We start from the raw sequence: 21,821 nt of genomic DNA, 5'->3' as shown, positions 1-21,821 counted from the left end.
TCACTCTCCTTCCAGGGCGTCGAGCGGGCGATTACGCAAGACAGGATGCCTGCGGGACTCGCGGCGATCGATACGCTCCTCCGGTCCGCGCTTCATCATCTTCATCATGTAATAGAAACCCATACCGAACACCAGGAAATACACCAGCACAAAAATCAACAATGACACGCCGACTTGCTGGGAACTGACCGGCGAGACGGAGTCCGCTGTACGCAAGACACCGTAGACCGTCCAGGGTTGGCGGCCGACCTCCGTCGTGATCCACCCCGCCAATAGCGCCACAATTCCAGAAGGCCCCATGCACAGGACGAAACCCTGATACCACCGCGTCTCGTAGAGACGGCCGCGCACTCTGAGCAGTAAACCAAGCAGCGCCGTCAATAGCATCAGCATGCCAAGACCCGCCATGACCCGGAAGGTCCAGAACACGATCGGCGAATACGGACGGTCCTCGGGCGGAAACTCTTTCAGGCCGCGAATCTCGCCATCCCAACTGTGAGTCAGGATCAGGCTGCCCAGATGCGGTATCTGGATCGTGTATCGCGTCACTTCTGCATTCATGTCGGGCAGGCCGACCAGGTTGAGTGCGGTGCCACCGTGCTCGGTTTCCCACAGGCCTTCGATTGCCGCGATCTTGGCCGGCTGATATTTGCGCGTGTTGAGTCCGTGCGCATCGCCAATGAAAATCTGTATCGGCGTGAGGAAGAGCAGGATCCACAGCGCCATCGAAAAACTACGCTTGACAGGTTTGTCGCGCCGTCCCTGCAACAGATGCCACGCGCCGCAAGCAGCAACGATGAAGCCCGCGACGATGAACGCGGCGATGGTCATATGCGCGAGGCGATACGGAAACGACGGGTTGAAAATTATTTTCATCCAGTCGACCGGTACGATCCGACCATTCTCGATGGCGAATCCCTGCGGTGTCTGCATGAAGCTATTCGACGCGAGAATCCAGAACGTGGAGATAAGCGTGCCCACCGCCACCATCAGCGTTGCGAAGAAGTGCGCGCGTGGACTGACGCGTTGCCAGCCGAACAGCATGACGCCGAGAAAGCCGGCCTCGAGAAAGAACGCCGTCAGCACTTCATAGGTCAGGAGCGGCCCCGTAATGTTGCCGGCGACGCTGGAAAATCCACTCCAGTTGGTGCCGAACTCATAGGCCATCACCACACCCGAGACCACCCCCATTCCGAAGCCGACCGCGAAGATCTTCGACCAGAACAGAAACATGTCTTTGTAGGCAACGTCGCCGGTCAGCAGCCAGCGCCATTCCAGCACGGCGAGGAAGCTGGCCATGCCGATGCTGATCGCGGGGAAAATAATATGAAACGAAACGGTGAACGCAAACTGCAACCTGGCAAGGTGGAATGCATCGAAGATTTCCATGATTGATCAATGGCTCCAGGTGATAACGGCATTTGCGTAAAAACGGACGCCATGTGGCGACGGAACGGCTGCGCGATTCATCGAGCGCGGTGAGCAAGGTGCTTATACCGGCCCAAAGACAGTGCTCGTGCTCGACCTCCGGTAGGTCCTGCAGGCTGGACGCACGCACCCAGCCTACAGACTAGCGCTCGCTGACAAAATCAAACGACCACTGAGCGGACCACACGAACTGGCGCGGACTTGTATGACGGCGTGCCGCTTTCCTTGTCAATGTAGTCGAGCGGCACCAGCACGTTGGCTTCCGGGTAATAGGCGCCCACCGAACCTGGCGCGATATCGTAGGCAATCGCCGTGATCTTCTCCAGGCGAAGTTGCCTGCCCGGCACGGCTGTCTCGATGTCGACCAGATCGCCATGTTCGAGTCCACGTTCGGCAAGATCGTCTTCGTTCATGAACAGCACGTCACGCCGGCCGAACACGCCTCGGTAACGATCGTCCAGCGCATAGATGGTCGTGTTGTACTGGTCGTGGCTGCGCAGCGTCACGAGGCGCAGTACATCGTCGCCCTCCACGTGCGCGTCTTCCTTCACACCGTGGTACACCGAGAACATCGCCTTGCCGGTCGGCGTCGGGAAAACGCGCTCGGTCGGCGGCAGCGGCATGCGAAAGCCGCCCGGCACGCGGATGCGCGCGTTGTAGTCCTCGAAACCCGGAATCGTCTTTTCGATCAGGTCGCGTATCTTGTCGTAATCGGCGACCAACTCCATCCAGTTGACCTTGCTGTCCGGGAGCGTCGCCTTGGCGATGCCGGCCACAATGGCGGGCTCGGAGCGCAGGAACTCGGACGCGGGCGTGAGCTTGCCGGCCGACGCATGGACCATCGACATCGAATCCTCGACGGTGATCGATTGGCCCATGCCGTCCTGCACGTCGAGTTCGGTGCGGCCGATCACCGGCAGGATGTACGTTTCCTTCGCGACCAGCAGGTGCGAGCGGTTGAGCTTGGTGCCGAGATGCACACTCAGATCGAGCGCGTTCATCGCCGGAAAGCACTGCTCCGAATCCGGCAGCGCGACCGCGAAGTTTCCACCCAGGCAAATCAGCGCCTTCGACTTGCCCGCAATCATCGCCTGCATGGCCGCGACTGCGTCGTGGCCATGCTCCGCGGGTGGCTTGAAGCCGAATACCGCCTCGATCTTCGCGAGGAATTGCGCCGACGGTTTCTCGGTGATGCCGACCGTGCGGTTGCCTTGCACGTTCGAGTGGCCGCGCAGCGGGCAGATACCGCCGCCTTCTCTGCCCATGTTGCCGCGCATCAGCAGCAGGTCGCAGATCAGGCGCACGTTTGCGGTGCCCTTGTTATGCTGCGTGACGCCCATTCCGTAAGTGATGATCGTCGACTTCGCTTTCGCGTACGCGTCGGCGACGTCCGCGAGCTCTTCGCGGGTCAGGCCGCTTTCCGTTTCGATGTCTTCCCAGGACGTGGCCTCGATATCCGCGACGAGCGCGTCAAAGCCTTCCGTGTAGGTGTCGATGAACTCGCGGTCGAGCACGTCGCCGCGCTCGGCGTCGAGCGCGAGTACTGCCTTGATAACGCCCTTGAGCGCGGCCGCGTCGCCGCCAGCTCTCACCTGATGATAGGTCGACGCGATTCGGGTTGAGCCGAACGTCGCCATCTGCAGCATGGACTGCGGATCCTGGAAGCGTTCCAGCGCGCGCTCGCGAAGCGGATTGAACACGATGATCGGGACGCCTCGACGCGAAGCTTCCCACAGCGTGCCCATCATCCGCGGGTGGTTGGTGCCCGGGTTGTGGCCGATCGAGATGATCAGGTCGGTCTTCTCGAAGTCGTCGAGCGACACGGTGCCCTTGCCGATGCCGATCGATTGCGGCAAGCCGACGCTGGTCGGTTCGTGGCACATGTTCGAGCAATCCGGGAAATTGTTCGTGCCATATTCCCGTGCGAACAGCTGATAGAGGTACGCGGCCTCATTGGATGCCCGGCCGGACGTATAGAACTCGACCTGGTCGGGCGACAAGCCACGCAGAACCTCGCCGATCCGGCCAAACGCCGTCTCCCATTCGACGGCCTGGAAAGTGTCGGTGGCGCGGTCGTAGACGAGCGGATGCGTGAGCCGGCCCATGTCCTCCAGTTCGAAATCCGATCGTTCCAGCAGTGACGACACCGTGTTGGCCGCGAAGAACTCCGGGCGTACCCGCTTGGTCGTTGCTTCCCAGGTGACCGCTTTGGCGCCGTTTTCGCAGAACTGGAACGTGGACTTGTGCTCCTTGTCGGGCCATGCGCACCCAGGACAATCAAAACCGTCAGGCTGATTGGTCCGAAGCAACGTGAGCGGAGCCTTGAAGCTCTCCATTTGCAGTCGGATGGCTTGCGATGTCGCTTTGAGCGCCCCCCAACCACCGGCTGGGCCGTCATATTCCCGGATACCGGGCACTTCGCGTCGCGTTGTCATATGAGACTCCATGAGCTGCCTCAGGGGACCTGGAGGCAGTTTTGCTTGGGGTTACGCCGCATCAGCGCGTAGGGCTTGGATGGGATTCAGTCTAGTTGGGCTGATGCGCCGCGAAAGGTACAGATCGACCGGCGGCGGACAGGCACAGTTCAAGTACAGTGACGCCGCCTGTCTCGACCACGCTGGGAGCCCGCACGCCGTCAGCAATGACGCCGCGGCTTCTCCCAGCGGGTCACGGCACCTCATTGCTTCGAGCCGGCGCTTTCAGTGGGTTCGGGGCTGCTGGCCTCTTTAGACGGCTTTTTCTTCGCACGTCCGTTCCCGCCCTTCCCGACCGTCGCCTTAGGAGCAGGAGGCGCCTCGCTCTTGCTGAATTTCACTTCGCCGCTTTCCTTGTCATAACTGGCCTCAACGCTGTCGCCAGACTTCAGGGCACCGCCGAGAATCTCTTTCGCAAGCCGCGTTTCCAGTTCCTGGCGAATCTGGCGCTTCAGCTCGCGTGCACCGAACTCCGGCCGATAGCCGGCCTCAGCGAGGTGATCAACGACCGACTCGCCTATCTTGAGGGTAATGTCCTGCGCGTCCGCGGTGCGCACGACCCGTTCGAGCTGGATCTGCACGATCGAGCGGATGTTGTCGCGTGAGAGCCCATGGAACACGATGATCTCGTCGATCCGGTTCAGGAATTCGGGACGGAAGTGGCGCTTGAGCACCCCCATCAACTCCTCGCGGATCGCTTTCTCAGCCAGGCGATCCGCCTCGGGCTTCTCGAGGTTGTCCATGATGATCGATGCGCCGAGATTGCTCGTCGCAATGATGATCGTGTTGCTGAAGTCCACCACGCGGCCCTTGCCGTCGGTCAGCCGCCCGTCGTCGAACACCTGCAGCAGCACGTTGTACACGTCGGGGTGGGCCTTCTCGATCTCATCGAGCAGGATCACGCTGTACGGCCGCCGCCGGACGCGCTCGGTCAGTTGGCCGCCCTCGTCGTAACCGACGTAGCCCGGAGGGGCGCCGATCAGCCGTGCGACCGCATGCCGTTCCATATACTCGGACATGTCGATACGGATAACCGCCTGCTCGTCGCCGAACACCGTTTCTGCCAGCGCCTTCGCAAGTTCGGTCTTGCCGACACCGGTCGGCCCGAGGAACAGGAAGGTCGCGATTGGCCGGTTCGCCTCGCCCAGTCCCGCACGCGACAGGCGCACGGCATCGCTCACGGCAATTACCGCGTCGTCCTGGCCGACCACGCGCTCGCGCAGCTTGTTCTCCATATCCAGCAGCTTCTGGCGCTCCTCCTGCGTGAGCTCCGTGACCGGAATGCCGGTGAGACGCGACACCACTTCGGCGATTGACTCCACGGTCACTTCGAGCGTTTCCGAGCCGGTCTTGCGCTGCCATGCCTCCATCTGCTCGTCGAGCTTCTCCTGCTTTTCGCCGATACGTGCCTCGAAAGCTTTCGCCTCATCGAAGCGCTTGCGCGAAGACGCATAATCCTGCTCGCGCTTGAGCTGGACGATCTCGGCTTCGAGCTCCTGAATGGCCGCCGGACGCGAGGTCGCGCCGATGCGCACGCGTGCCGCCGCCTGGTCAATCAGGTCGATGGCCTTGTCGGGCAAAAAACGCGATGTAATGTAGCGATCCGCAAGCTCGGCGGCGGCAACGAACGCGTCGTCGGCAAAGGTCACCTGGTGGTGCGCCTCGAGCTTGTCGCGAAGGCCACGCAGGATGACGATGGTCTGCTCCACTGTCGGTTCCGGCACCAATACCGGCTGGAAGCGCCGTTCGAGCGCAGCATCCTTTTCGATGTACTTCTGATATTCGTTGAGTGTCGTGGCGCCAATCAGACTGAGCTCGCCGCGCGCAAGCGCGGGCTTAAGCACGTTCGCGATGTCGAGGCCGCCTTCTCCCCCGCCTTGCCCCGCGCCCACGATGGTGTGCAGTTCGTCGATGAACAGGATCAGTTCGTCCTTCTTGGCCGTCACTTCATCGATCAGCTGCTTTGCGCGCTCCTCGAATTCGCCACGGTACTTCGCGCCCGCCACCATCGAGTTGATGTTGACCTCGACGAGCCGCTTGCCGCGCAGAACTTCAGGCACGTCGCCGTTGATGATGCGCTGCGCCAGACCTTCCACGATTGCAGTCTTGCCGACACCCGGCTCGCCGATCAGCACGGGATTGTTCTTCTTGCGCCGTGCGAGCACCTCGATCGTGCTCTCGATTTCCTGCGCGCGGCCGAGCACCGGGTCGAGCTGGCCCTGACGCGCCATGGCTGTGAGGTCGCGCCCGAACTTGTCAAGCGTGGGCGTGCCGGTCGGCGTGTCGACGCGGCCGTCCTCTGCGCCTTTACCCACGACTTTCACGACCTTCTGCCGCAACGCCTCCGGCGTCACGCCATATTTCTTCAGCAGTGTGCCCGCGATACTGTCCGGCACGGCCGCGAGGCCAATGAGCAAATGCTCCGGGCCGACGTATGAATGCCCCAGATCGCGCGACGCCTGGAACGCGTATTGGAACGCCTTTTTTAAACGCGGCGAGACGGTCATCTTATCGATCGGCGCGTCGGGATCGACGGTTCCCGTTTGCGCATGCTGATCGATATATCCCTTGATGTCCTCAGGCGAAAGCTTGAGCTCCTTTAGCAGCGCCGCGCACACGTCGGCGTCCGCAAGTACGTAAAGCAGGTGCTCGGTATCGAGTTCGTTGCGGCGAAGCTCGTGTGCCTTCTCCGCGGCGCGCTGCAGCAATTCGAGTGTCTGTTCGCTGAAGGCGTCGGTTGCGTCGACCGATTCGCGCGGCACCTCGGCGGCGAACCCGGCGTCTTCGTCTTCGTCCTCGGCCCCATTCTCCAGGCCGCCGAAGAAGCGCGACAGGCCGCCGCCCCCCAGCAGTGAGTCGAACGGGTTGAGCATGCTTTGATGCCGCATCAGTTGACGATAGTCGTAGTCGCAGATCGACATGGATTTCCGCTCGCCGTTTTGCACAACGGTCACACGGGCAACAGCGGGCCGGGAATGACAGATTTCACAGAGGGCTGGCATCGTAGAGTCACCTTTTCAGTTAAAGCATCCGACTATGCAAAGGTTAAGGACGCGTTCATGTGATTGCGAATACTCGAGAACTCGGAGTCGCCGTCCGCGGCCCGTTTGTTTTGATCAATAACTGGAGCGCCGTGATAGCGCTGACTCAGCGAGCGCGGCGTATGGGATACGCTCGCGATGCACGATTTTCATGTTGCGAGGTTCCTTACATCCCGTCTGTTTTAGACAAGTGCCGTCCGACCAATACGGACCCCTTACGACTTCCAGGATCAACATAATGGAACCCTGAATCCGTCATTGGATTCTATGAGTGGCTCGTAAATAAGGGAATATTGGTTTTTCCGATGATAGGCATTGGGGGGGCATCTCCCCAAGTCTTTCAGCCAGCAAATCTGATTGCTGGAACATGCTCGCCACCCAGCAATGTCATGCGCCGGGCGTTGGATTGCTTTAATCCTTTTGCCGATGTCGCAAAGGCGTTAGAACACGTTATTTTCCGCCCTCGCGGCGACTCTGCTCTTCAACGGTGAAGATAGCCTCCGGGACGGATTCGAGCCGCGCTTTCGGTATCGGATCACCGCTTTCATCGGAGAGACCGTAGGTGCCCTCCTCAATCTTCTGCAGCGCGCGCTCGATATCGCTGACGCGCTGGTCGTTCACATCATGCAACGCCTGGTTGACCTCATTCTGCGCCATTCCCTGCGCCACATCCTCGAACTCTTCTGCCTCGTCGCCGTGCTGCTCCTGGGCCGTCCGCTCGTCTGCGATCGTGTTCTCCTCTCCGCCCAACACTTGCCGGCGCAGCGCCTCGAGGCGCGCGCGCTGCTGCGCGATGAACTCGGCACTCAATGCGCCCTGCTGCTCCGACATGGTTCTCTCCCTCGCTATAGCCGACGTGTGATTCGACAAAGCAGTGAAACGCAGAGGCCCAAGGCCCAACTCGCGACCTGTCCGTTCAGGTTTCCACGATCGGTCGGCGTGGGTCATCATGCGCCTTCGCGCAAGACAAAGCAGCAACTTGTGTCCGCCGGGTGACGATCAGGCGACAGTGCACATTCATCCAGCCTGAGGTTAGGATAGTACGTATTTGTAGAGATCAAAGTGCTATCTCGACCGATACGTCAGACTGCCGCGCTCAACTCGCCGTAGCACCAAAATCACCCACCCAACTCCTGAAATGCGTGGCCATTGGCCTCGAGCCCCTTCAGGATGTCTGGCGTGAGTTCGCTTTGCCACACATGCCCTTCGAATTGCCACTGACTTGTGTCAACGAGGTCGGGGAGGCCCGCTCCCTTGCGCACATAGAGCCCGAGTGTCGGCTTTTTCAGGTTGATGTAGAAATCGAATTCCTGCATTGCAACACCTCATGCGAGAGTCGGCAGAATCAACTATCGTCAACGTTGTCCACGTAATGGTCGATAGTGACCTTACATTCGTCCACAACGACTTGCAGGAAAGCGGGATCATTTCTTTCAACCCACCGCTCAACATGGAGAAAGCGTTCCGTTCCGAGATCGGCAATGCGCTCCGGATCTGAGGTTGTGACATCCACTGTGGCGATCCCCCGGTTACCTTGCAGAGGTGAGATCGTTGCAGCGATCAGAAACCGCCGATATGAAAGTTCATTCTGTGCCATGAAATCTCCCGTCAAACGAAAAGTTCGAGCCTCACGATTTCTGTGTACTCGAAGTCTATGAGCAAGTCACGCCTAGGTGAACATGGATTTCTCCGATGCTAGATATTGGTGAAACGTCCACCGTTGACCGTTTAACCTCGATATCCGCGTGTCGGACTGCCGTAGTTACGGCATGATGAGGCTTGAAGAGAAACACGCACGCTGCATTGCGGGCGAATATCAATCATGAACGCTGCAAAGGAGAGAACGATGCCTGCAAGCACTGTTTCTTACGGCGAATTCGAAATCGCCGTGAACCCTGAGCGCAACAAGCTCGGCGCCTGGATCGCAAGTGTGAGCGTGACTCACGGCGCCCGGACAGTCGTCGACGTCGTTCCGAGGACCGTTCAGCCCGAGTGGCTTACCGAAGAAGAGGCGATAAGAGACGGGGTTGAATGGGGACGCCGGTTCATCGATCGTGAGTTCAACACGCCGCAGTCTCGCTCCTGGGTTGCCGAGCGGGCTCATGCGGAAACCTGGTTCCGTGATACTGAGGAGCCGGGCAGCTCGGAAACTAGCGCGTAAGCAACGCACAAGCCTGTGCGGCCACGATCCGTGGCCGGGTCGCATTCACCGTGTGACGGCTATATGGATCACCCAAGGCCACCGATCAGTGGCGCCGCAGGTGTGCCTCAATTTCCCGGGCATTGAGCGTCGACAGATCCTCGCTCACTTGCTCGAATATCAATCGACGGGTTTCCTCACTGAGATCCGCTTTGACCATACCTAGAAATTTCGGCTCGATGGCGAGTCTCAGCCGATTGTAGAGTCGATGAAGACGCCCTGCCTCCAGATATTCGGCAACGCGCTTTGCGAATTTTTCGCGGTCCTTTTCGGTCAGCATCGTGCCGGTGTATTCAGTGTTGACGAGACTTTCTTTTTCTTGCAAGTCGAGCGTGAGACCCGGCGTCTGGAAAACACGCGCACGGCCTCCGTCAGCCACAACAAGCCACGTCATTCCGATCATCATGCACCTCTGAGCAGGGATTTGTCTGCGTGTACGGCATCCGTTCTAACTGTTCGCCTTCACCTTCGCCCTCGCCGAAAACCGCGACCGTCAACGGCTGTGTCAATGATCACCCCATGTCCGAACGGCTCTTAACCCAAGATAGCAGTTCGGACCGGCTACGCCCAAGGTCGATTTACCGATTCAAAGTATAGGTCTTAAAGTTCGCGCCGGAGCCTTCTGCACGTATCGGCAGCGGCTTCCGGTGTGGCCGGCATGCATATCCCGTACCCGAATTTCAACGATCAGCAGAGATCAGGCAAGGAACGCTGATGTCACGCATGAGGTGGGAGCGGCGCCGTCGCCGATTGACCGGACGGCGTCGCTGTAGTCGAGTTGCAGACAGAACATTTCAACGGGGTCCAACACGCAGCTTACTGCCGCACGCCGCGCGCCTTGCGCGGCGGCGCCGGGCTCGCTACCTAGAAATTGAAGTTATCGATATTGCTGGCATCGAACGTGGTCGGCGGTCCGAGAATGATTTCGCCTTGCGGTCCAATCGTGCGCTTGCCGAGCTTGCCGGCATCAAACGATTCGCCTTCCTTGCCGGCAATTGTCCCCGAGGACAGCGCTGCCGCCGCATAGGCTGCCAGATAGCCAAGCTGATTCGGGTCCCACAGCTGGAACGCCTTGACCGTCCCGTTCTTCACGAACGCGCGCATCTGATTCGGCGTGCCCAGCCCGGTCACCTGCACCTTGCCCTTGCTTGACGACGACGAGATATAACGCGCCGCCGCCGCAATGCCCACCGTAGTCGGCGCGACGATCGCCTTCAGATTCGGATACGCCTGCAGCAAACCTTGCGTTTCGACGAACGACTTCTGGTCGTCATCGTTGCCGTACGCAATCTTCACGAGCTTGATCTTCGAGTACTCGGGCTTTTTCAACTCCTCCTGCATCCACTTGATCCACGTGTTCTGATTGGTCGCGTTAGGCGTGGCCGACAGCACGGCGAACTCGCCCTCACCGCCCATCAGCTTCGCGACCAGCTGGATCTGGCCCCGCCCGATGCCCTCTGCGTTCGCCTGGTTGACGAAGAGTTGACGGCCTTCAGGCGCCGTGTCGGAGTCGAAGGTCACGACCTTGATGCCTTGCGACATCGCTTTCTTCAGATAGGGCACGACCGCGTTCGCGTCGTTGGCCGCGATCACGATCGCGTCCTGCCGCTGCGTGATCAACGTGTTGATATATTGCACTTGCGACGATGCGCCCGCGTCCGACGGCCCCACTACCTTGCCCACGCCGCCGAATTCCTTGATCGCGGCCATGCCGCCGTCGTCGGCAATCACTTCATAGGGGTTATTGATCTGCTTCGGCACGAAGGCAATTTTCAGACCGCTTTTCAGGCCCGCTGCGGACGCGGCACAACTGAGCGCGACTAAAGCAATGCAGAGCGCAGTCTTGCCGGTGTGACGTAGAGGATTGAACATGAGGCGTCTCCTGCTTTGTTGTTGGACGACATGCTGTCCGGGTTGTCGGTATTTGGTATTTCTTTTGGAGCCGGTTTTAAGAGAACGTTATAAAGAAGAAGCGGACTTCGCGATGAAACGCCGGTCACGCGCCGCACGCCAGCGGGCAACCAGATTGGGAATCAGTACCGATGCCAGCAGCAGAACGCCGGTGACGATCGTCAGCGTTTCGCTCGACACATCATCGAGCGTCAGGGCGTTTTTCAGCACCCCGATAATCAGCAGCGACAACAGGACGCCGAACATCGAGCCGCGTCCGCCGAAAATACTCACGCCGCCGAACAGCACCGCCGCGATCACCGACAATTCGAAACCTTCGCCGTTGTCGCCCCGTGCGCTGGTGAACCGCAGCGTATAGACGACGCCTGCCAGCGCGCTCATCGCGCCGGACAGCACGAATAGACGCAGCCTGATCTTCGCGACTTCGATACCGGAGAAAGCCGCGGCGGTCGGATTGGCACCGATTGCATAGAGGCTGCGGCCGAACGCGGTGGACTGCAGCAGCACGGTAAATAGCACCGCGCCGACGATCACGATCGCAAAGGGCAACGGAATGAAGGTCGAGCCGACCGTATCCATACCGAACGCTGTATAAGCCGCCGGGAAGTCCGCGACCGCCTGATCGCCGAGCAACACGTATGCCAGGCCGCGAAACAGCGCCAGCGTGCCGATGGTGACCGCGAGCGAAGGCAGATTGAGCTTGACGATCACGAGACCGTTCAGCAAGCCCGCCAGCGCACCGGCAATCAATACCAGCACGATCACGACCGGCATCGGCAAGCCCATGTGCCACAGCACGCCCATCAGCGCACTGGACGCACCCAACACCGATGCCACCGAAAGATCGATTTCAGCGGCGACGATAATCAACGTCATGGGCAGCGCCATCAACGCGATCTCGGTCAGATCGGCGAGGATGTTGCTGACATTCGCACCGGTGAGAAACACCGGCGACAACACGCGCCCGAGTGCGAGCGACAGCGCCAGTACGACGACCAGCAGCACTTCCCATTGCAACGGCGTTTCGCGTTTGCGCGTGAGCAGCGCGGAATCGGGTTTAGCCATGATCGCGTTTCCTCATCATGCGTTTGGCGACGGAGCGGGCCAGCAAGGTATCGGCGGCAATCGCGGCGACGATCAGCGCGCCCTGGATAGCCTGTTCCCAGAATGGCGAGACGTGCAGCACGACGAGCGCGATGCTGATCACACCCAGCACGAGCGCGCCTAGCGTAGCGCCGAGAATGGTGCCCACACCCCCGGTGATCGCGACGCTGCCTACCACCGCGGCGGCAACAACCTGCAATTCGATGCCCTTCGCGGTGCTTGCGTCGACCGTGCCGAAGCGCGCGAGCCACAACGCGCCCGCGAAACCGGCAATCGCGCCGGACAGCAGGAAGCCCGCCATGACGCGACGCTCGACGTTCACGCCGGCAAGCCGTGCCGCCTCCGGATTCGAGCCGATCGCGTAGTGTTCGCGTCCGCCGCGAAACTGCTTCAGATAGACGGCCAGACCGGCCAGCACGACGATCGCGATCAGCGCGAGCGTCGGTATGCCGAAGAATGTGCCGGTTGCGAGACGGGAAAACGCATCGGGCAAACTGGTCGCATTGATCTGCCCACCGTGTACCCACGCATAGTCCGCGCCGCGAAAGATGTAGAGCGTGGAGAGTGTCGCCACCAGCGACGGCACGCGCCCCACGGCAACCAGCAACGCGTTGATACCGCCCGCCACCAGACCGATCGCGAGTCCGGCCAGCAAGGCAACGATCACCGGCATATGCGGAAATGCAACGTACAGGCTGCCGACCGCATAGGCGCTGATGCCGACCGTCGACCCCACCGACAGATCGATATGCCGCATCAGGATCACCACCGTCATGCCGGCTGTCAGCAGGCTGATAATCGACACATTCAGCAGCACGTCACGCAGATTTTGCAGATTCAGAAACTGCGGTTTCGCGAGCCCCGTGCCCACAATCAGCAGAATCAGCACGACAAAGAGCGTCGTCTCGCGGCGCTTCGCGATGCTAGCGATGAAGCCGCCAGGCGCGCTGCCTGAGCGCTTGGGGACCGGCGCCTGAACCGGCGCGGGATGGGTCGAAGAATGGCGCATCATGCTGCATGCCCCAACGGTGGAACCGGCTGGCCCAGTGCGGCGCCCATGATGCACTCTTCGTCGGCTTCGGCACGCGCGATATCCGCGCTGATACGACCCTCGTGCATGACCAGTACGCGATCGGCCATGCCGAGTACTTCCGGCAATTCGCTCGAAATCATCAGTACGGCCATGCCGTCGCGCACCAGGTCCGCCAGCGCGCCATACACCTCGGCCTTCGCGCCGACGTCGATACCGCGCGTGGGTTCGTCGATGATCAGGACCTTCGGGTTGGTGGCGAGCCACTTGCCCAGCACGACCTTTTGCTGATTGCCGCCGGACAGCGTGCGGACCGGCGCATTGGGGTCGCCCGCTTTGAGGTGCAAACGCGTGCCCCACTGATTGGCCAGCTGCGTTTCGCTGCGGGTGGAAATCAGGCCATGTTTGACGAGACGTCCGAGCACCGTCATCGAGGCATTGCGCGCAATGCTCAATTCCAGTGCCAGCCCTTGCTGGCGGCGATCCTCCGGCACCAGCGCAAGGCCGGCACGCACCGCAGCGGCCGGACTGCCTGCGGCGAGGCGCTTGCCGCTAATCGAAATCTCGCCCGAGTCGAGGGGGTCGATGCCGAAGATCGCGCGCGCCACTTCGCTGCGGCCCGCGCCTACTAGCCCCGCCAGCGCGACGATCTCGCCGGCGCGGACGTCGAATGAAATGTCCTTGAAAACGCCCACCCGCGTGAGTCCACGCACTGACAATCGCACTTCGCCAGGTGGCCGGTCGGCTTTCGGATAGAACGTCTCCAGATCACGGCCCACCATTTTCGCGACGATGGATTCGGTGGTGAGATCGGCGGTGAGCCCGTCGAATACCTTCGCGCCGTCGCGCATGATCGTCACACGTTGCGTCAGCGTGAACACCTCATCCAGCCGATGTGTAATGAACAGAATCGCCACGTCGCGCTCGCGCAGCTTGCGCACGATCGCAAAGAGCCGCTCCACTTCGGGTAGCGACAAGGCGGCGGTCGGCTCGTCCATGATCAGCACGTTCGCGTTCAACGACAACGCCTTCGCAATTTCGATCACCTGCTGATCGGCAATCGACAAACCACGCACCAGTTGATCCGCACGCAGATCGACCCCGAGCGAGGCCAGCAAGCCATCCACCTCGCGGCGCATGGCGTCATACTGAATGCGGCCGATCCGGTCCACCGGCTGCCGTCCCATGAAAATGTTCTCCGCGATCGATAGATCGAAGAACAGCGTCGGCTCCTGATAGATCACCGCGAGACCCGCGTCGCGCGCTTCAGCAGGCGTCGCGAAGCGGCGCGCCACGCCGTCGACCAGCAACTCGCCGGTGTCCGGCTGATGCACACCCGCGAGAATCTTCACGACCGTCGATTTGCCCGCGCCGTTTTCGCCGAGCAACGCATGCACTTCGCCCGGCCACAACGCGAGATCGCCGTCGAATAACGCACGGACCCGGCCGAATGATTTGCTCGCGTGCCGTAGTTCGAGCCTGGGCACGGCGGTTGGGGATTGCTGCACGACTTGTCTCCTTCCTTTTCGACTTCGGGAATGCGTCAGACGCGGCAGGTACATCAGATACGATAAAAACGCTCCGCGTTACGGCAAAACAGCGCTTCTTTTTCAGCAACGCTCGCGCCGTCGACGATCGACGCGTACGCGTGCCACAAATCCGCGTAAGAGCCGAACAACCGATCGACCGGAAAATTCGACGCGAACATCGCGCGCTCGACGCCGAACGTATCGATCGTTTCGAGCACATAAGGCCGCAGGCTTTCCACGGTCCACTGATGATCGAACATGGCGAGTCCGCTGATCTTCACCGCGACATTCCGGCAACCCGCGAGCAGTCGCATTCCGTCACGCCATGCGCGATAACCGGCGACACTGCTGCGGTCTACGAACATGCCCGCATGGTTGATGATAAGAACCGTATCGCCATGCGCGCGCGCCAACTCAGCCGCCGCTTCCATCTGCGACGGATACAGTTGCAGATCGAACGACATGTCGTAACGGCGCAGCAGCGCAAAATGGGCGCGCCACTGCGGCTCGCGCATGAAATGACGGCCCACGTAATCGAACAACTTGTTCTCGTGTACGTTCAGGATCTGCCTGATGCCACGCGTGTTGGCGAACGACGCGTGCGCCTCGAGCAGTTCCGGTGCGTTCGCCGCGGACAGATCGACGGCGGCGACAATCGCATTCGGCATGCCGCGCGACGCCGGACGATCCGCAATGGATTGCAACCAGCGGGTTTCCTCGACCGGGTCGGCGGGGTCGTGATTCGCTTCCACGTGCACCAGTTTCAGCACCTCAATATCGCCCGCCTCGCCGAGCAAATCGTCGAGCAGATAGTCGTGCTTCAGGTCGCGTGCGTCACCCACAAACGACACGCCGGGGTTTTCCAGCCACGGATAACGATGCGTCTTCAGATCCCACAAATGGATATGCGAATCGACAACCTGCATGCGACACCCTCCGCCCAATAGGCCAAGCACAGTCAGCAACGTCAGCTAAGTGAATTCAGATGAAAGACCGGCTCGAGCGGTTGCTGAAGCGGCGTATGGTCAGGGGCCGTCTGCATGATGTCGGCCATGTAATCCCACCATTTGCGCATCACCTCGAGTTGCGGCAGCGCATTCATGGTGTGATTTGTAGTGCGCGTCAGAATGGCGAAAAGATGGTCCGAGCCTGCGTCGAAGAAGATCCGATAGTCACGCACGCCGGCGTTGTGCAATGCATCAACCAGTTCGGGCCAGATCTGCGCGTGACGTCGTTCGTATTCCTCGCGCATGCCGGGGTTGAGCACCATCCGGAAAGCGATTGTTTCCATTGCGGCCTGTCTCCCGTCGTATCCGGGCGCTTTCCCAGAGAAGCGTAAGCGTCTAATACGACTATAATTCCTGCGTCGATAGCATCTCAATCCGTTGTTGGGATTGGGCGATCCACAAATCGAATCGCACCGGAACCATGAGCCAACACTCAGCTGCCATCGCACTCGTCAATCGGCTCAAGTTCAAGCACCTCGCACTGCTCGTCGCACTCGACGACGCGCGCAATCTCCATCAAGCCGCCGAGGCGATCAACGTCGCGCAACCCAGCGCGAGCCGCATGCTCGGCGACATCGAGGAAGCGTTCGGCTTCCTGCTGTTCGAACGCAACGCACGCGGCATGACGCCCACGCCGCTCGGTGTGGTCACGCTGGCGTATGCGCGACGGGCACTCGCCGAGTTGACCCGTTTTGCCGAAGACCTCGACGTCAAACGCCGCGGCGGGCATGGACAGTTGACCGTCGGCGCCATCATGGGCGCCGCGCCCGATCTGCTGGCCATGGCGGTCGCCGCCCTGAAAACCGAAAGCCCTCTGCTGAACGTGCGCATTCTTGGCGAAACCAGCGACCAGGTCGTGCAATTGCTGCATCGCCGCGAAGTCGATCTGGCGCTGGGGCGCCTGACCAGTCCGTTGCAACACAACGATTTCAGTTTCGAGCCGCTCGCCCGCGAAACTTTGTTGCTGGTGGTGCGTGCTGTGCATCCGCTGGCGCAACGCTCGCGCATCACGTTGCAGGAGCTGATCGACTGGCCGTGGGTGGCGCAACCCGTTACCAGTCCGGCGCGCGTGCTGTTCGAAGAGGAACTCGCGCGTGCGGGCCTTGCGACGCCAGTCAATCTGACCGAATGCGCGTCGATCTTCGCGACCCTGCAATTGCTTGAGAACTACGACGCCGTGGCCATGCTGCCCGAGTCGGTCGTGCGCGATCATGTGCGCGGCAAGCTGCTGGTCGCGCTGCCGCTCGAAATCGGCAAGAGCCTCTCCGGGTTCGGCATTCTCACGCGCAAGGAAGAAGCCCTCGCCGCTCCGGCGCTGCGCTTTATCGATTTGCTGCGCGGTTTCTCGCATAAGCTCGCGCGCGACGATTCCGCCTCCGCAGCGACCACGCCCGTGATCGTATCCGCACCGGTTAGTTAATGTCACCATCGTGACGCCGCCATCGCGCATTACTGCAGGTTGACGAACAGGCCGCCGTCCACCAGCAGCGCGGCGCCTGTTACATAACGCGCGCGGTCGGAGGCAAGGAATACCACGCAATCGGCAACATCTTCCGGGCGGCCCAGTCTGCCCAGCGGAATGCGCTTTTCGAAGTAGGCTTTTTTCGCTTCGTCGGCGAGATCTTCCGCGTTCAGGTCGGTCGCGATCGTGCCGGGCATCACCGAATTGCAGCGAATGCCGTATGGCCCCAACGCCACCGCGCATGACTGCATCAGCGAATGCACGCCCGCTTTGGTCGGCGTGTAGTGCGTTTGCATGCCGCCGCCTACCAGGGCGCTGATCGAACTCGTCGCCACGATCGCGCCACCCGTGCCCTGCGCTTTCATCTGCTGCGCGGCAGCCTGCGTGACGTAGAACGCGCCGTTCAGATTGACTGCCACCGTCGTTTCCAATACGTCGGGCGGCATGTCGAGAAAGGCGTGGAACGGGCAGATGCCGGCATTGCTCGCGAGCACGTCGACTTTGCCGAACGCCTCGACGGTCTGGCGAACGAGTTCCTGACCGGTTTCGCGCGCAGCGACGTTGCCTTCGATCGCGATCACGCGCCGCCCCAACGCTTCGATTTCGCCGACCACTTCCGCGACGGCCGAACGGCGCCCATAAGATGCGTCGTTATCGCCCCAGTAGTTGATCGCCACATCCGCGCCTTCGGTTGCGCACGCAACCGCTATCGCGCGGCCGATGCCACGCGAACCACCGGTGACGATCACGACCTTGTCCTTGAGCAACACATCATTCTCCTGTTGGCTGGATCAATACGATGTCTTGCGGCTTGAAAGCGAGCCCAACCCGCCTCCAATACGCATTCAACGCGGATAAGGCCGCTCCAGCGCGCATTCCGGATTAAGCCGCACACCGAAACCCGGCGTGTCCGGCACTTTCATCCGTCCATTCACGGGCACAGGTTCATCGAGCAGCAGTGGCGTAAACATCGGCACCACTTCATCCGCTTTGGGCGCCATCATCAGAAACTCGGCAAATGGCGAGTTATGCCGCGTGACGACAAAGTGATAGCTATACACCGACGAACCGTGCGGCACCACCATCACATTGTGGGCATCGGCGAGCGCGGAGATCTTGATGAGTTCGGTAATGCCGCCGCACCAGCCCACATCCGGCTGAATCAGATCGCAGCACTGCATCTCCAGCAGCATGCGAAACCCCCAACGCGTCGCTTCGTGCTCGCCGGTCGACACCATCATGCCGCGCGGCACGTTGCGCCGCAGTTCGGCGTAACCCCAGTAGTCGTCCGGCGGCAGGCACTCTTCGATCCATTTCAAACCGTATTCGTGCGCCGCCTGCGCGAGCCGTGTTGCATACGGTACGTCGAGGCTCATCCAGCAGTCGTACATCAGCCAGAAATCGTCGCCGACACGGCTACGCATCTCGGCGAGCTTCTCCAGATTCTTCCTGAGACCCGCCTCACCTTCCGCGGGACCATGCTGCAAAGGCAATTTGCCGCCGATGAAACCCATCTCCTTCGCGAGGTCCGGACGCGCACCGGTCGCGTAAAACACGAGTTCGTCGCGCACCGGGCCGCCCAATAGTTGGTACACCGGCTCCTTGCGGACTTTCGCGAGCAAATCCCACAACGCGAGATCGACGCCCGAGATCGTGTTCAGCACCACGCCTTTGCGGCCGTAGTACAGCGTCGAGAAATACATCTGATCCCACATCTTCTCGATGTCGGTGACGAGTTGGCCTTCGAGAAAGCGCGCGAGATGTTTTTCAACGATAAATGCGCCGATCTCACCACCCGTCGTCACCGCGAAACCGACCGTGCCGTCGCTCGCTTCGATCTCCACTACCAGCGTGCCGAGCACATTGATACCGAACGACTGGCGGCTCTGGCGATACTCCGGATAACGCGCCATCGGCGTGGAAATATGGTCGTCGATCCAGTGTCCGTCAGGTTGGTCGTGATAGTCCGCACCGCCGCCGCGGACGATGAAGGCACGCACGTGCCGGATAGTAGGCATGGCCATGAAAAGGGCTCCGTTGTTGGTGCGTCGAACGTGCAGCCGAAAATGCGCCTAGCGGGCGCGGTGCAGTAGGTGTTGGAAAGACCAGCTTGAATGTGCGCCGTCACGACGCAGCAGCGTGCCGATCATGAGCGCCGCCAGCAGACTCGACACGCCCAATGCGATCAGCCCTGCCGAGGTCGACGAAAAGGCCCGTTCCGCAGCGGTGCGCAGACTCGGCGCAATAAATCCACCCAGGCTGCCGAGCGAATTGATCAGCGCGATCCCGCCCGCCGCCGCCGCACCCGTGAGATAGCGCGTCGGAAACGTCCAGAACAGCGGTTGTGCCGCGATGAAACCACTGGCCGCGCAGCACAGCGCGATCAAACCGATCGAGGGGTTATGCGCCAGCCCCGAGGCGCCGATGCCGAGACCTGCGAGCACCAGCAGCGCGACCGCCCAGCGCCGGTGTCCACCCGTGCGGTCCGCACGGCGCGGAACGTACCACGTCACGGCCAACGCACACAGCCACGGCAGCGCGGCGACGAGGCCCACGCGCAAGCCAACCGTTGTGCCGAGCAAAGCCGCCACCTGCTGCGGCAGATAGAAGATCACGCCGTAGACACTCATCTGAATCAGCAGATAGATCGCCGACAGCAGCAACACGCGGCGGTCCACCAGCGCGGCGAGAATATGACGCGGTCCATGAGCAGAGGCGGCACGCGCATCGTCGTCGAGCGCGCTGCGCAAGGTGCTGCGCTCTTGCGCGTCGAGCCAACGCGCGTCTTCAGGGCGGTTGTCGAGATACCAGAACGCCCATACGCCGACCAATGAGGCCAACGTCCCCTCGATCAGAAACAGCCACTGCCAGCCGGCCAAACCCATTGCGCCATGCAGTTCGAGCAAGGAACCCGACAACGGACTGCCGAAGATGAACGCCAGCGGCGCACCGAAATAAAACACGCCTACCGCGCGCGCTCGCGCCGCTTGCGGAAACCAGTGGGTCAGGTAATAGATCACGCCGGGGAAGAAACCTGCTTCGGCAACACCCAGCAGAAAACGCAGCGAGTAGAAAGCCGTTGGCGAATGCGCAAGACACATCGCCGCCGAGACGAGCCCCCACGTCACCATGATCCGGCACATCCACACACGCGCGCCGACCTTATGCAGCAGAAGATTGCTCGGCACTTCGAACAATGCATAACCGATGAAGAATACGCCCGCGCCGAAGGCGAAGGCCGCATTGGACAAACCCGTATCGTGCTGCAACGCCTTCTGCGCGAAGCCGATATTGGCGCGATCGAGAAACGCCAGCACATACATCAGCAACAGAAACGGCAGCAGCCGGCGCATGACCTTGCTGTTGATCGCCTCCAGCGAAGCGGGCGAATGCGGATTCATGTCGTCTCCTTCGCAGAGCATGCGGGTCGCGCTCTGCGTTTTTTACCTTTTGCACTGCTACGGCTACTGCTACTGCTACCGCTGCTGCTACTGCTACTGCTACTGCTTAGGTCGTGCGGTGACGACTCAGTAAGTGGCGCGACCGCCTGACAGGTCGAATACCGAGCCGGTGCTGAACGCGCAGTCTTCGGAAGAGAGCCAGAGAATCAGCGACGCCGCTTCTTCCGGCAACAGGAACCGGTTCATTGGAATCTTCGAGAGCATGTAGTCGATATGCTGCTGCGACATCGAATCGAAGATCTCCGTTTTGGCCGCTGCGGGTGTGACCGCATTGACGAGAATGTTCTTCGTCGCAAGCTCTTTGCCGAGAGATTTGGTCAAGCCGATGAGCCCGGCTTTGGAGGCGCTGTAATGCGAGGCGTTCGGGTTGCCCTCTTTGCCGGCCACCGACGCGATATTGACGATCCGGCCGTAGCCCTGCTTGAGCATTTGCGGCACGACCGCGCGGCAGGTGAGATACGGGCCGATCAGATTCACGTCGATCACGCGGCGCCAGACCTCGGGGTCGAGCTCCCAGGTCGTGCCGTTGCCGCCGGTGATGCCCGCGCAGTTGATCAGCACGTCAATCGCGCCATGGGCCGCGACCGTTTGTGCCACCGCTTGGACAACTGAGGCTTCCTCGGTGAGTTCGACCGTGACGGCCGTTACCTTGCCCAGTTCGCTGAGCTCGCGCTCGCTGCGCGCGAGGCGCTCGCCGTCGATGTCCCATAGCGCGACTGACGCGCCCGAGTTCAGCGCCCGTTGAGCCACTGCGTAGCCAATGCCGCGCGCGCCGCCGGTAATGGCGACAACACGCCCCTCCAGATCGATTCGATTCATCGCTGTGCTCCTGTGGCAGACCTAGGCGGCTTGCCTTTCAATTGTTGTATTTCTGCTGTTCGTGCCGTCTCTGCTTTCGTTCAGCAAATATACGAGCGGTGCGATGCACTAACAATCCGTGTATTGGAGAGGGCGATAACAAAAGTGGATCGGCGGGCGTGGGGCCTTGAGGGCTGGCATTCACCAGGCACGACCAGCATCTGATCGCGGTCGCGAGGCTGAAAGCAATTTCAAGTCGCTGCCCTTTGTGGCCCGAGCCCGCGTTTGCCAGCAGGCAAGCAGGTACGAACCCTCATTGACGTTGCGCCGCCTCTCCCGTAATGTGAAATTCGCCGTTGTGAAGAACGCCGCTCTG

General features: G+C 60.9%; 19 protein-coding genes. 2 read left to right on the top strand and 17 right to left on the bottom strand.

The features are described from left to right. The 6 genes from HHL24_RS06200 to HHL24_RS06175 all read right to left on the bottom strand — a co-directional run bounded on the left by HHL24_RS06200 (position 1) and on the right by HHL24_RS06175 (position 8,540). Positions 1–1,389, bottom strand: a complete 1,389-nt coding sequence (locus HHL24_RS06200; RefSeq protein ID WP_169484623.1) for a cytochrome ubiquinol oxidase subunit I — start codon at positions 1,387–1,389, stop codon at positions 1–3. 200 nt (positions 1,390–1,589) lie between these two features. Continuing rightward, a complete protein-coding gene (locus tag HHL24_RS06195) occupies positions 1,590–3,863 on the bottom strand; it encodes an FdhF/YdeP family oxidoreductase (protein WP_169484622.1) in 2,274 nt (757 codons plus the stop codon). Positions 3,864–4,105: 242 nt separating this feature from the next. Next, a complete protein-coding gene (locus HHL24_RS06190; protein WP_169484621.1) occupies positions 4,106–6,904 on the bottom strand; it encodes an ATP-dependent Clp protease ATP-binding subunit in 2,799 nt (932 codons plus the stop codon). A 489-nt stretch (positions 6,905–7,393) separates the two neighbouring features. Beyond that, a complete protein-coding gene (locus HHL24_RS06185) occupies positions 7,394–7,774 on the bottom strand; it encodes a TraR/DksA family transcriptional regulator (RefSeq protein ID WP_169484620.1) in 381 nt (126 codons plus the stop codon). A 287-nt stretch (positions 7,775–8,061) separates the two neighbouring features. Continuing rightward, a complete protein-coding gene (locus HHL24_RS06180; protein ID WP_169484619.1) occupies positions 8,062–8,259 on the bottom strand; it encodes a hypothetical protein in 198 nt (65 codons plus the stop codon). Positions 8,260–8,288: 29 nt separating this feature from the next. Then, positions 8,289–8,540 carry a hypothetical protein gene (locus HHL24_RS06175; protein WP_169484618.1) on the bottom strand — a complete coding sequence of 84 codons (252 nt, stop codon included), beginning with the start codon at positions 8,538–8,540 and terminating at the stop codon, positions 8,289–8,291. Positions 8,541–8,789: 249 nt separating this feature from the next. Between HHL24_RS06175 and HHL24_RS06170 the strand changes: the two genes are divergently transcribed. Further along, positions 8,790–9,104 carry a DUF6566 family protein gene (locus tag HHL24_RS06170; RefSeq protein ID WP_169484617.1) on the top strand — a complete coding sequence of 105 codons (315 nt, stop codon included), beginning with the start codon at positions 8,790–8,792 and terminating at the stop codon, positions 9,102–9,104. Between the two features lie 85 nt (positions 9,105–9,189). Here HHL24_RS06170 and HHL24_RS06165 read toward each other — a convergent pair whose 3' ends face one another. The 7 genes from HHL24_RS06165 to rhaM all read right to left on the bottom strand — a co-directional run bounded on the left by HHL24_RS06165 (position 9,190) and on the right by rhaM (position 16,008). Beyond that, the gene (locus HHL24_RS06165; protein ID WP_230417351.1) at positions 9,190–9,537 is read right to left on the bottom strand and encodes a host attachment protein; all 348 of its coding nucleotides are present in this window, start codon (positions 9,535–9,537) and stop codon (positions 9,190–9,192) included. Between the two features lie 470 nt (positions 9,538–10,007). Then, positions 10,008–11,015: a rhamnose ABC transporter substrate-binding protein gene (rhaS, locus tag HHL24_RS06160; protein ID WP_169484616.1), complete on the bottom strand. Its 1,008-nt coding sequence runs from the start codon at positions 11,013–11,015 to the stop codon at positions 10,008–10,010. An 87-nt stretch (positions 11,016–11,102) separates the two neighbouring features. After that, positions 11,103–12,119, bottom strand: coding sequence for an ABC transporter permease (locus tag HHL24_RS06155; protein WP_169484615.1), 1,017 nt, complete (start codon positions 12,117–12,119; stop codon positions 11,103–11,105). Further along, positions 12,112–13,170 carry an ABC transporter permease gene (locus HHL24_RS06150; RefSeq protein ID WP_169484614.1) on the bottom strand — a complete coding sequence of 353 codons (1,059 nt, stop codon included), beginning with the start codon at positions 13,168–13,170 and terminating at the stop codon, positions 12,112–12,114. The genes HHL24_RS06155 and HHL24_RS06150 overlap by 8 nt, the downstream gene beginning before the upstream one ends. Beyond that, a complete protein-coding gene (locus HHL24_RS06145; RefSeq protein ID WP_169484613.1) occupies positions 13,167–14,696 on the bottom strand; it encodes a sugar ABC transporter ATP-binding protein in 1,530 nt (509 codons plus the stop codon). Before HHL24_RS06145 ends, HHL24_RS06150 begins: the two co-directional genes overlap by 4 nt. A 53-nt stretch (positions 14,697–14,749) precedes the next feature. Next, positions 14,750–15,643 carry an amidohydrolase family protein gene (locus tag HHL24_RS06140; RefSeq protein WP_169484612.1) on the bottom strand — a complete coding sequence of 298 codons (894 nt, stop codon included), beginning with the start codon at positions 15,641–15,643 and terminating at the stop codon, positions 14,750–14,752. Between the two features lie 41 nt (positions 15,644–15,684). Beyond that, positions 15,685–16,008 (bottom strand): L-rhamnose mutarotase, encoded by a 324-nt coding sequence (rhaM, locus tag HHL24_RS06135; RefSeq protein ID WP_169484611.1) that lies wholly within the window; start codon positions 16,006–16,008, stop codon positions 15,685–15,687. A 137-nt stretch (positions 16,009–16,145) separates the two neighbouring features. Between rhaM and HHL24_RS06130 the strand changes: the two genes are divergently transcribed. Next, positions 16,146–17,144: a LysR family transcriptional regulator gene (locus HHL24_RS06130; protein ID WP_169484610.1), complete on the top strand. Its 999-nt coding sequence runs from the start codon at positions 16,146–16,148 to the stop codon at positions 17,142–17,144. A 29-nt stretch (positions 17,145–17,173) separates the two neighbouring features. Here the strand turns inward: HHL24_RS06130 and HHL24_RS06125 are convergent, their stop codons facing one another. The 4 genes from HHL24_RS06125 to HHL24_RS06110 all read right to left on the bottom strand — a co-directional run bounded on the left by HHL24_RS06125 (position 17,174) and on the right by HHL24_RS06110 (position 21,466). After that, entirely contained in the window at positions 17,174–17,956 is a 783-nt protein-coding gene (locus HHL24_RS06125) for an SDR family NAD(P)-dependent oxidoreductase (RefSeq protein WP_169484609.1), read from the bottom strand. A 75-nt stretch (positions 17,957–18,031) separates the two neighbouring features. Next, positions 18,032–19,210, bottom strand: a complete 1,179-nt coding sequence (rhmD, locus tag HHL24_RS06120) for an L-rhamnonate dehydratase (RefSeq protein WP_169484608.1) — start codon at positions 19,208–19,210, stop codon at positions 18,032–18,034. Between the two features lie 48 nt (positions 19,211–19,258). Continuing rightward, complete coding sequence (locus HHL24_RS06115) at positions 19,259–20,587, bottom strand: MFS transporter (protein WP_169484607.1); 1,329 nt, start codon at positions 20,585–20,587, stop codon at positions 19,259–19,261. Positions 20,588–20,713: 126 nt separating this feature from the next. Beyond that, entirely contained in the window at positions 20,714–21,466 is a 753-nt protein-coding gene (locus tag HHL24_RS06110) for an SDR family NAD(P)-dependent oxidoreductase (protein ID WP_169484606.1), read from the bottom strand. Between the last annotated feature and the right edge of the window lie 355 nt (positions 21,467–21,821).

The organism is Paraburkholderia polaris (genome assembly GCF_012927345.1).
Taxonomy (GTDB): Bacteria; Pseudomonadota; Gammaproteobacteria; order Burkholderiales; family Burkholderiaceae; genus Paraburkholderia; species Paraburkholderia polaris.
The sequence above is the reverse complement of the archived record's forward strand: the minus strand, read 5'-3'. Positions and strand labels throughout refer to the sequence as shown.

Excerpts from the sequence above, each read along its gene's own strand:
- HHL24_RS06200 (WP_169484623.1), bottom strand. The coding sequence starts at position 1,389 with ATGGAAATCTTCGATGCATTCCACCTTGCCAGGTTGCAGTTTGCGTTC.
- HHL24_RS06195 (WP_169484622.1), bottom strand. The coding sequence starts at position 3,863 with ATGACAACGCGACGCGAAGTGCCCGGTATCCGGGAATATGACGGCCCA.
- HHL24_RS06190 (WP_169484621.1), bottom strand. The coding sequence starts at position 6,904 with ATGCCAGCCCTCTGTGAAATCTGTCATTCCCGGCCCGCTGTTGCCCGT.
- HHL24_RS06185 (WP_169484620.1), bottom strand. The coding sequence starts at position 7,774 with ATGTCGGAGCAGCAGGGCGCATTGAGTGCCGAGTTCATCGCGCAGCAG.
- HHL24_RS06180 (WP_169484619.1), bottom strand. The coding sequence starts at position 8,259 with ATGCAGGAATTCGATTTCTACATCAACCTGAAAAAGCCGACACTCGGG.
- HHL24_RS06175 (WP_169484618.1), bottom strand. The coding sequence starts at position 8,540 with ATGGCACAGAATGAACTTTCATATCGGCGGTTTCTGATCGCTGCAACG.
- HHL24_RS06170 (WP_169484617.1), top strand. The coding sequence starts at position 8,790 with ATGCCTGCAAGCACTGTTTCTTACGGCGAATTCGAAATCGCCGTGAAC.
- HHL24_RS06165 (WP_230417351.1), bottom strand. The coding sequence starts at position 9,537 with ATGACGTGGCTTGTTGTGGCTGACGGAGGCCGTGCGCGTGTTTTCCAG.
- rhaS (WP_169484616.1), bottom strand. The coding sequence starts at position 11,015 with ATGTTCAATCCTCTACGTCACACCGGCAAGACTGCGCTCTGCATTGCT.
- HHL24_RS06155 (WP_169484615.1), bottom strand. The coding sequence starts at position 12,119 with ATGGCTAAACCCGATTCCGCGCTGCTCACGCGCAAACGCGAAACGCCG.
- HHL24_RS06150 (WP_169484614.1), bottom strand. The coding sequence starts at position 13,170 with ATGATGCGCCATTCTTCGACCCATCCCGCGCCGGTTCAGGCGCCGGTC.
- HHL24_RS06140 (WP_169484612.1), bottom strand. The coding sequence starts at position 15,643 with ATGCAGGTTGTCGATTCGCATATCCATTTGTGGGATCTGAAGACGCAT.
- rhaM (WP_169484611.1), bottom strand. The coding sequence starts at position 16,008 with ATGGAAACAATCGCTTTCCGGATGGTGCTCAACCCCGGCATGCGCGAG.
- HHL24_RS06130 (WP_169484610.1), top strand. The coding sequence starts at position 16,146 with ATGAGCCAACACTCAGCTGCCATCGCACTCGTCAATCGGCTCAAGTTC.
- rhmD (WP_169484608.1), bottom strand. The coding sequence starts at position 19,210 with ATGGCCATGCCTACTATCCGGCACGTGCGTGCCTTCATCGTCCGCGGC.
- HHL24_RS06115 (WP_169484607.1), bottom strand. The coding sequence starts at position 20,587 with ATGAATCCGCATTCGCCCGCTTCGCTGGAGGCGATCAACAGCAAGGTC.
- HHL24_RS06110 (WP_169484606.1), bottom strand. The coding sequence starts at position 21,466 with ATGAATCGAATCGATCTGGAGGGGCGTGTTGTCGCCATTACCGGCGGC.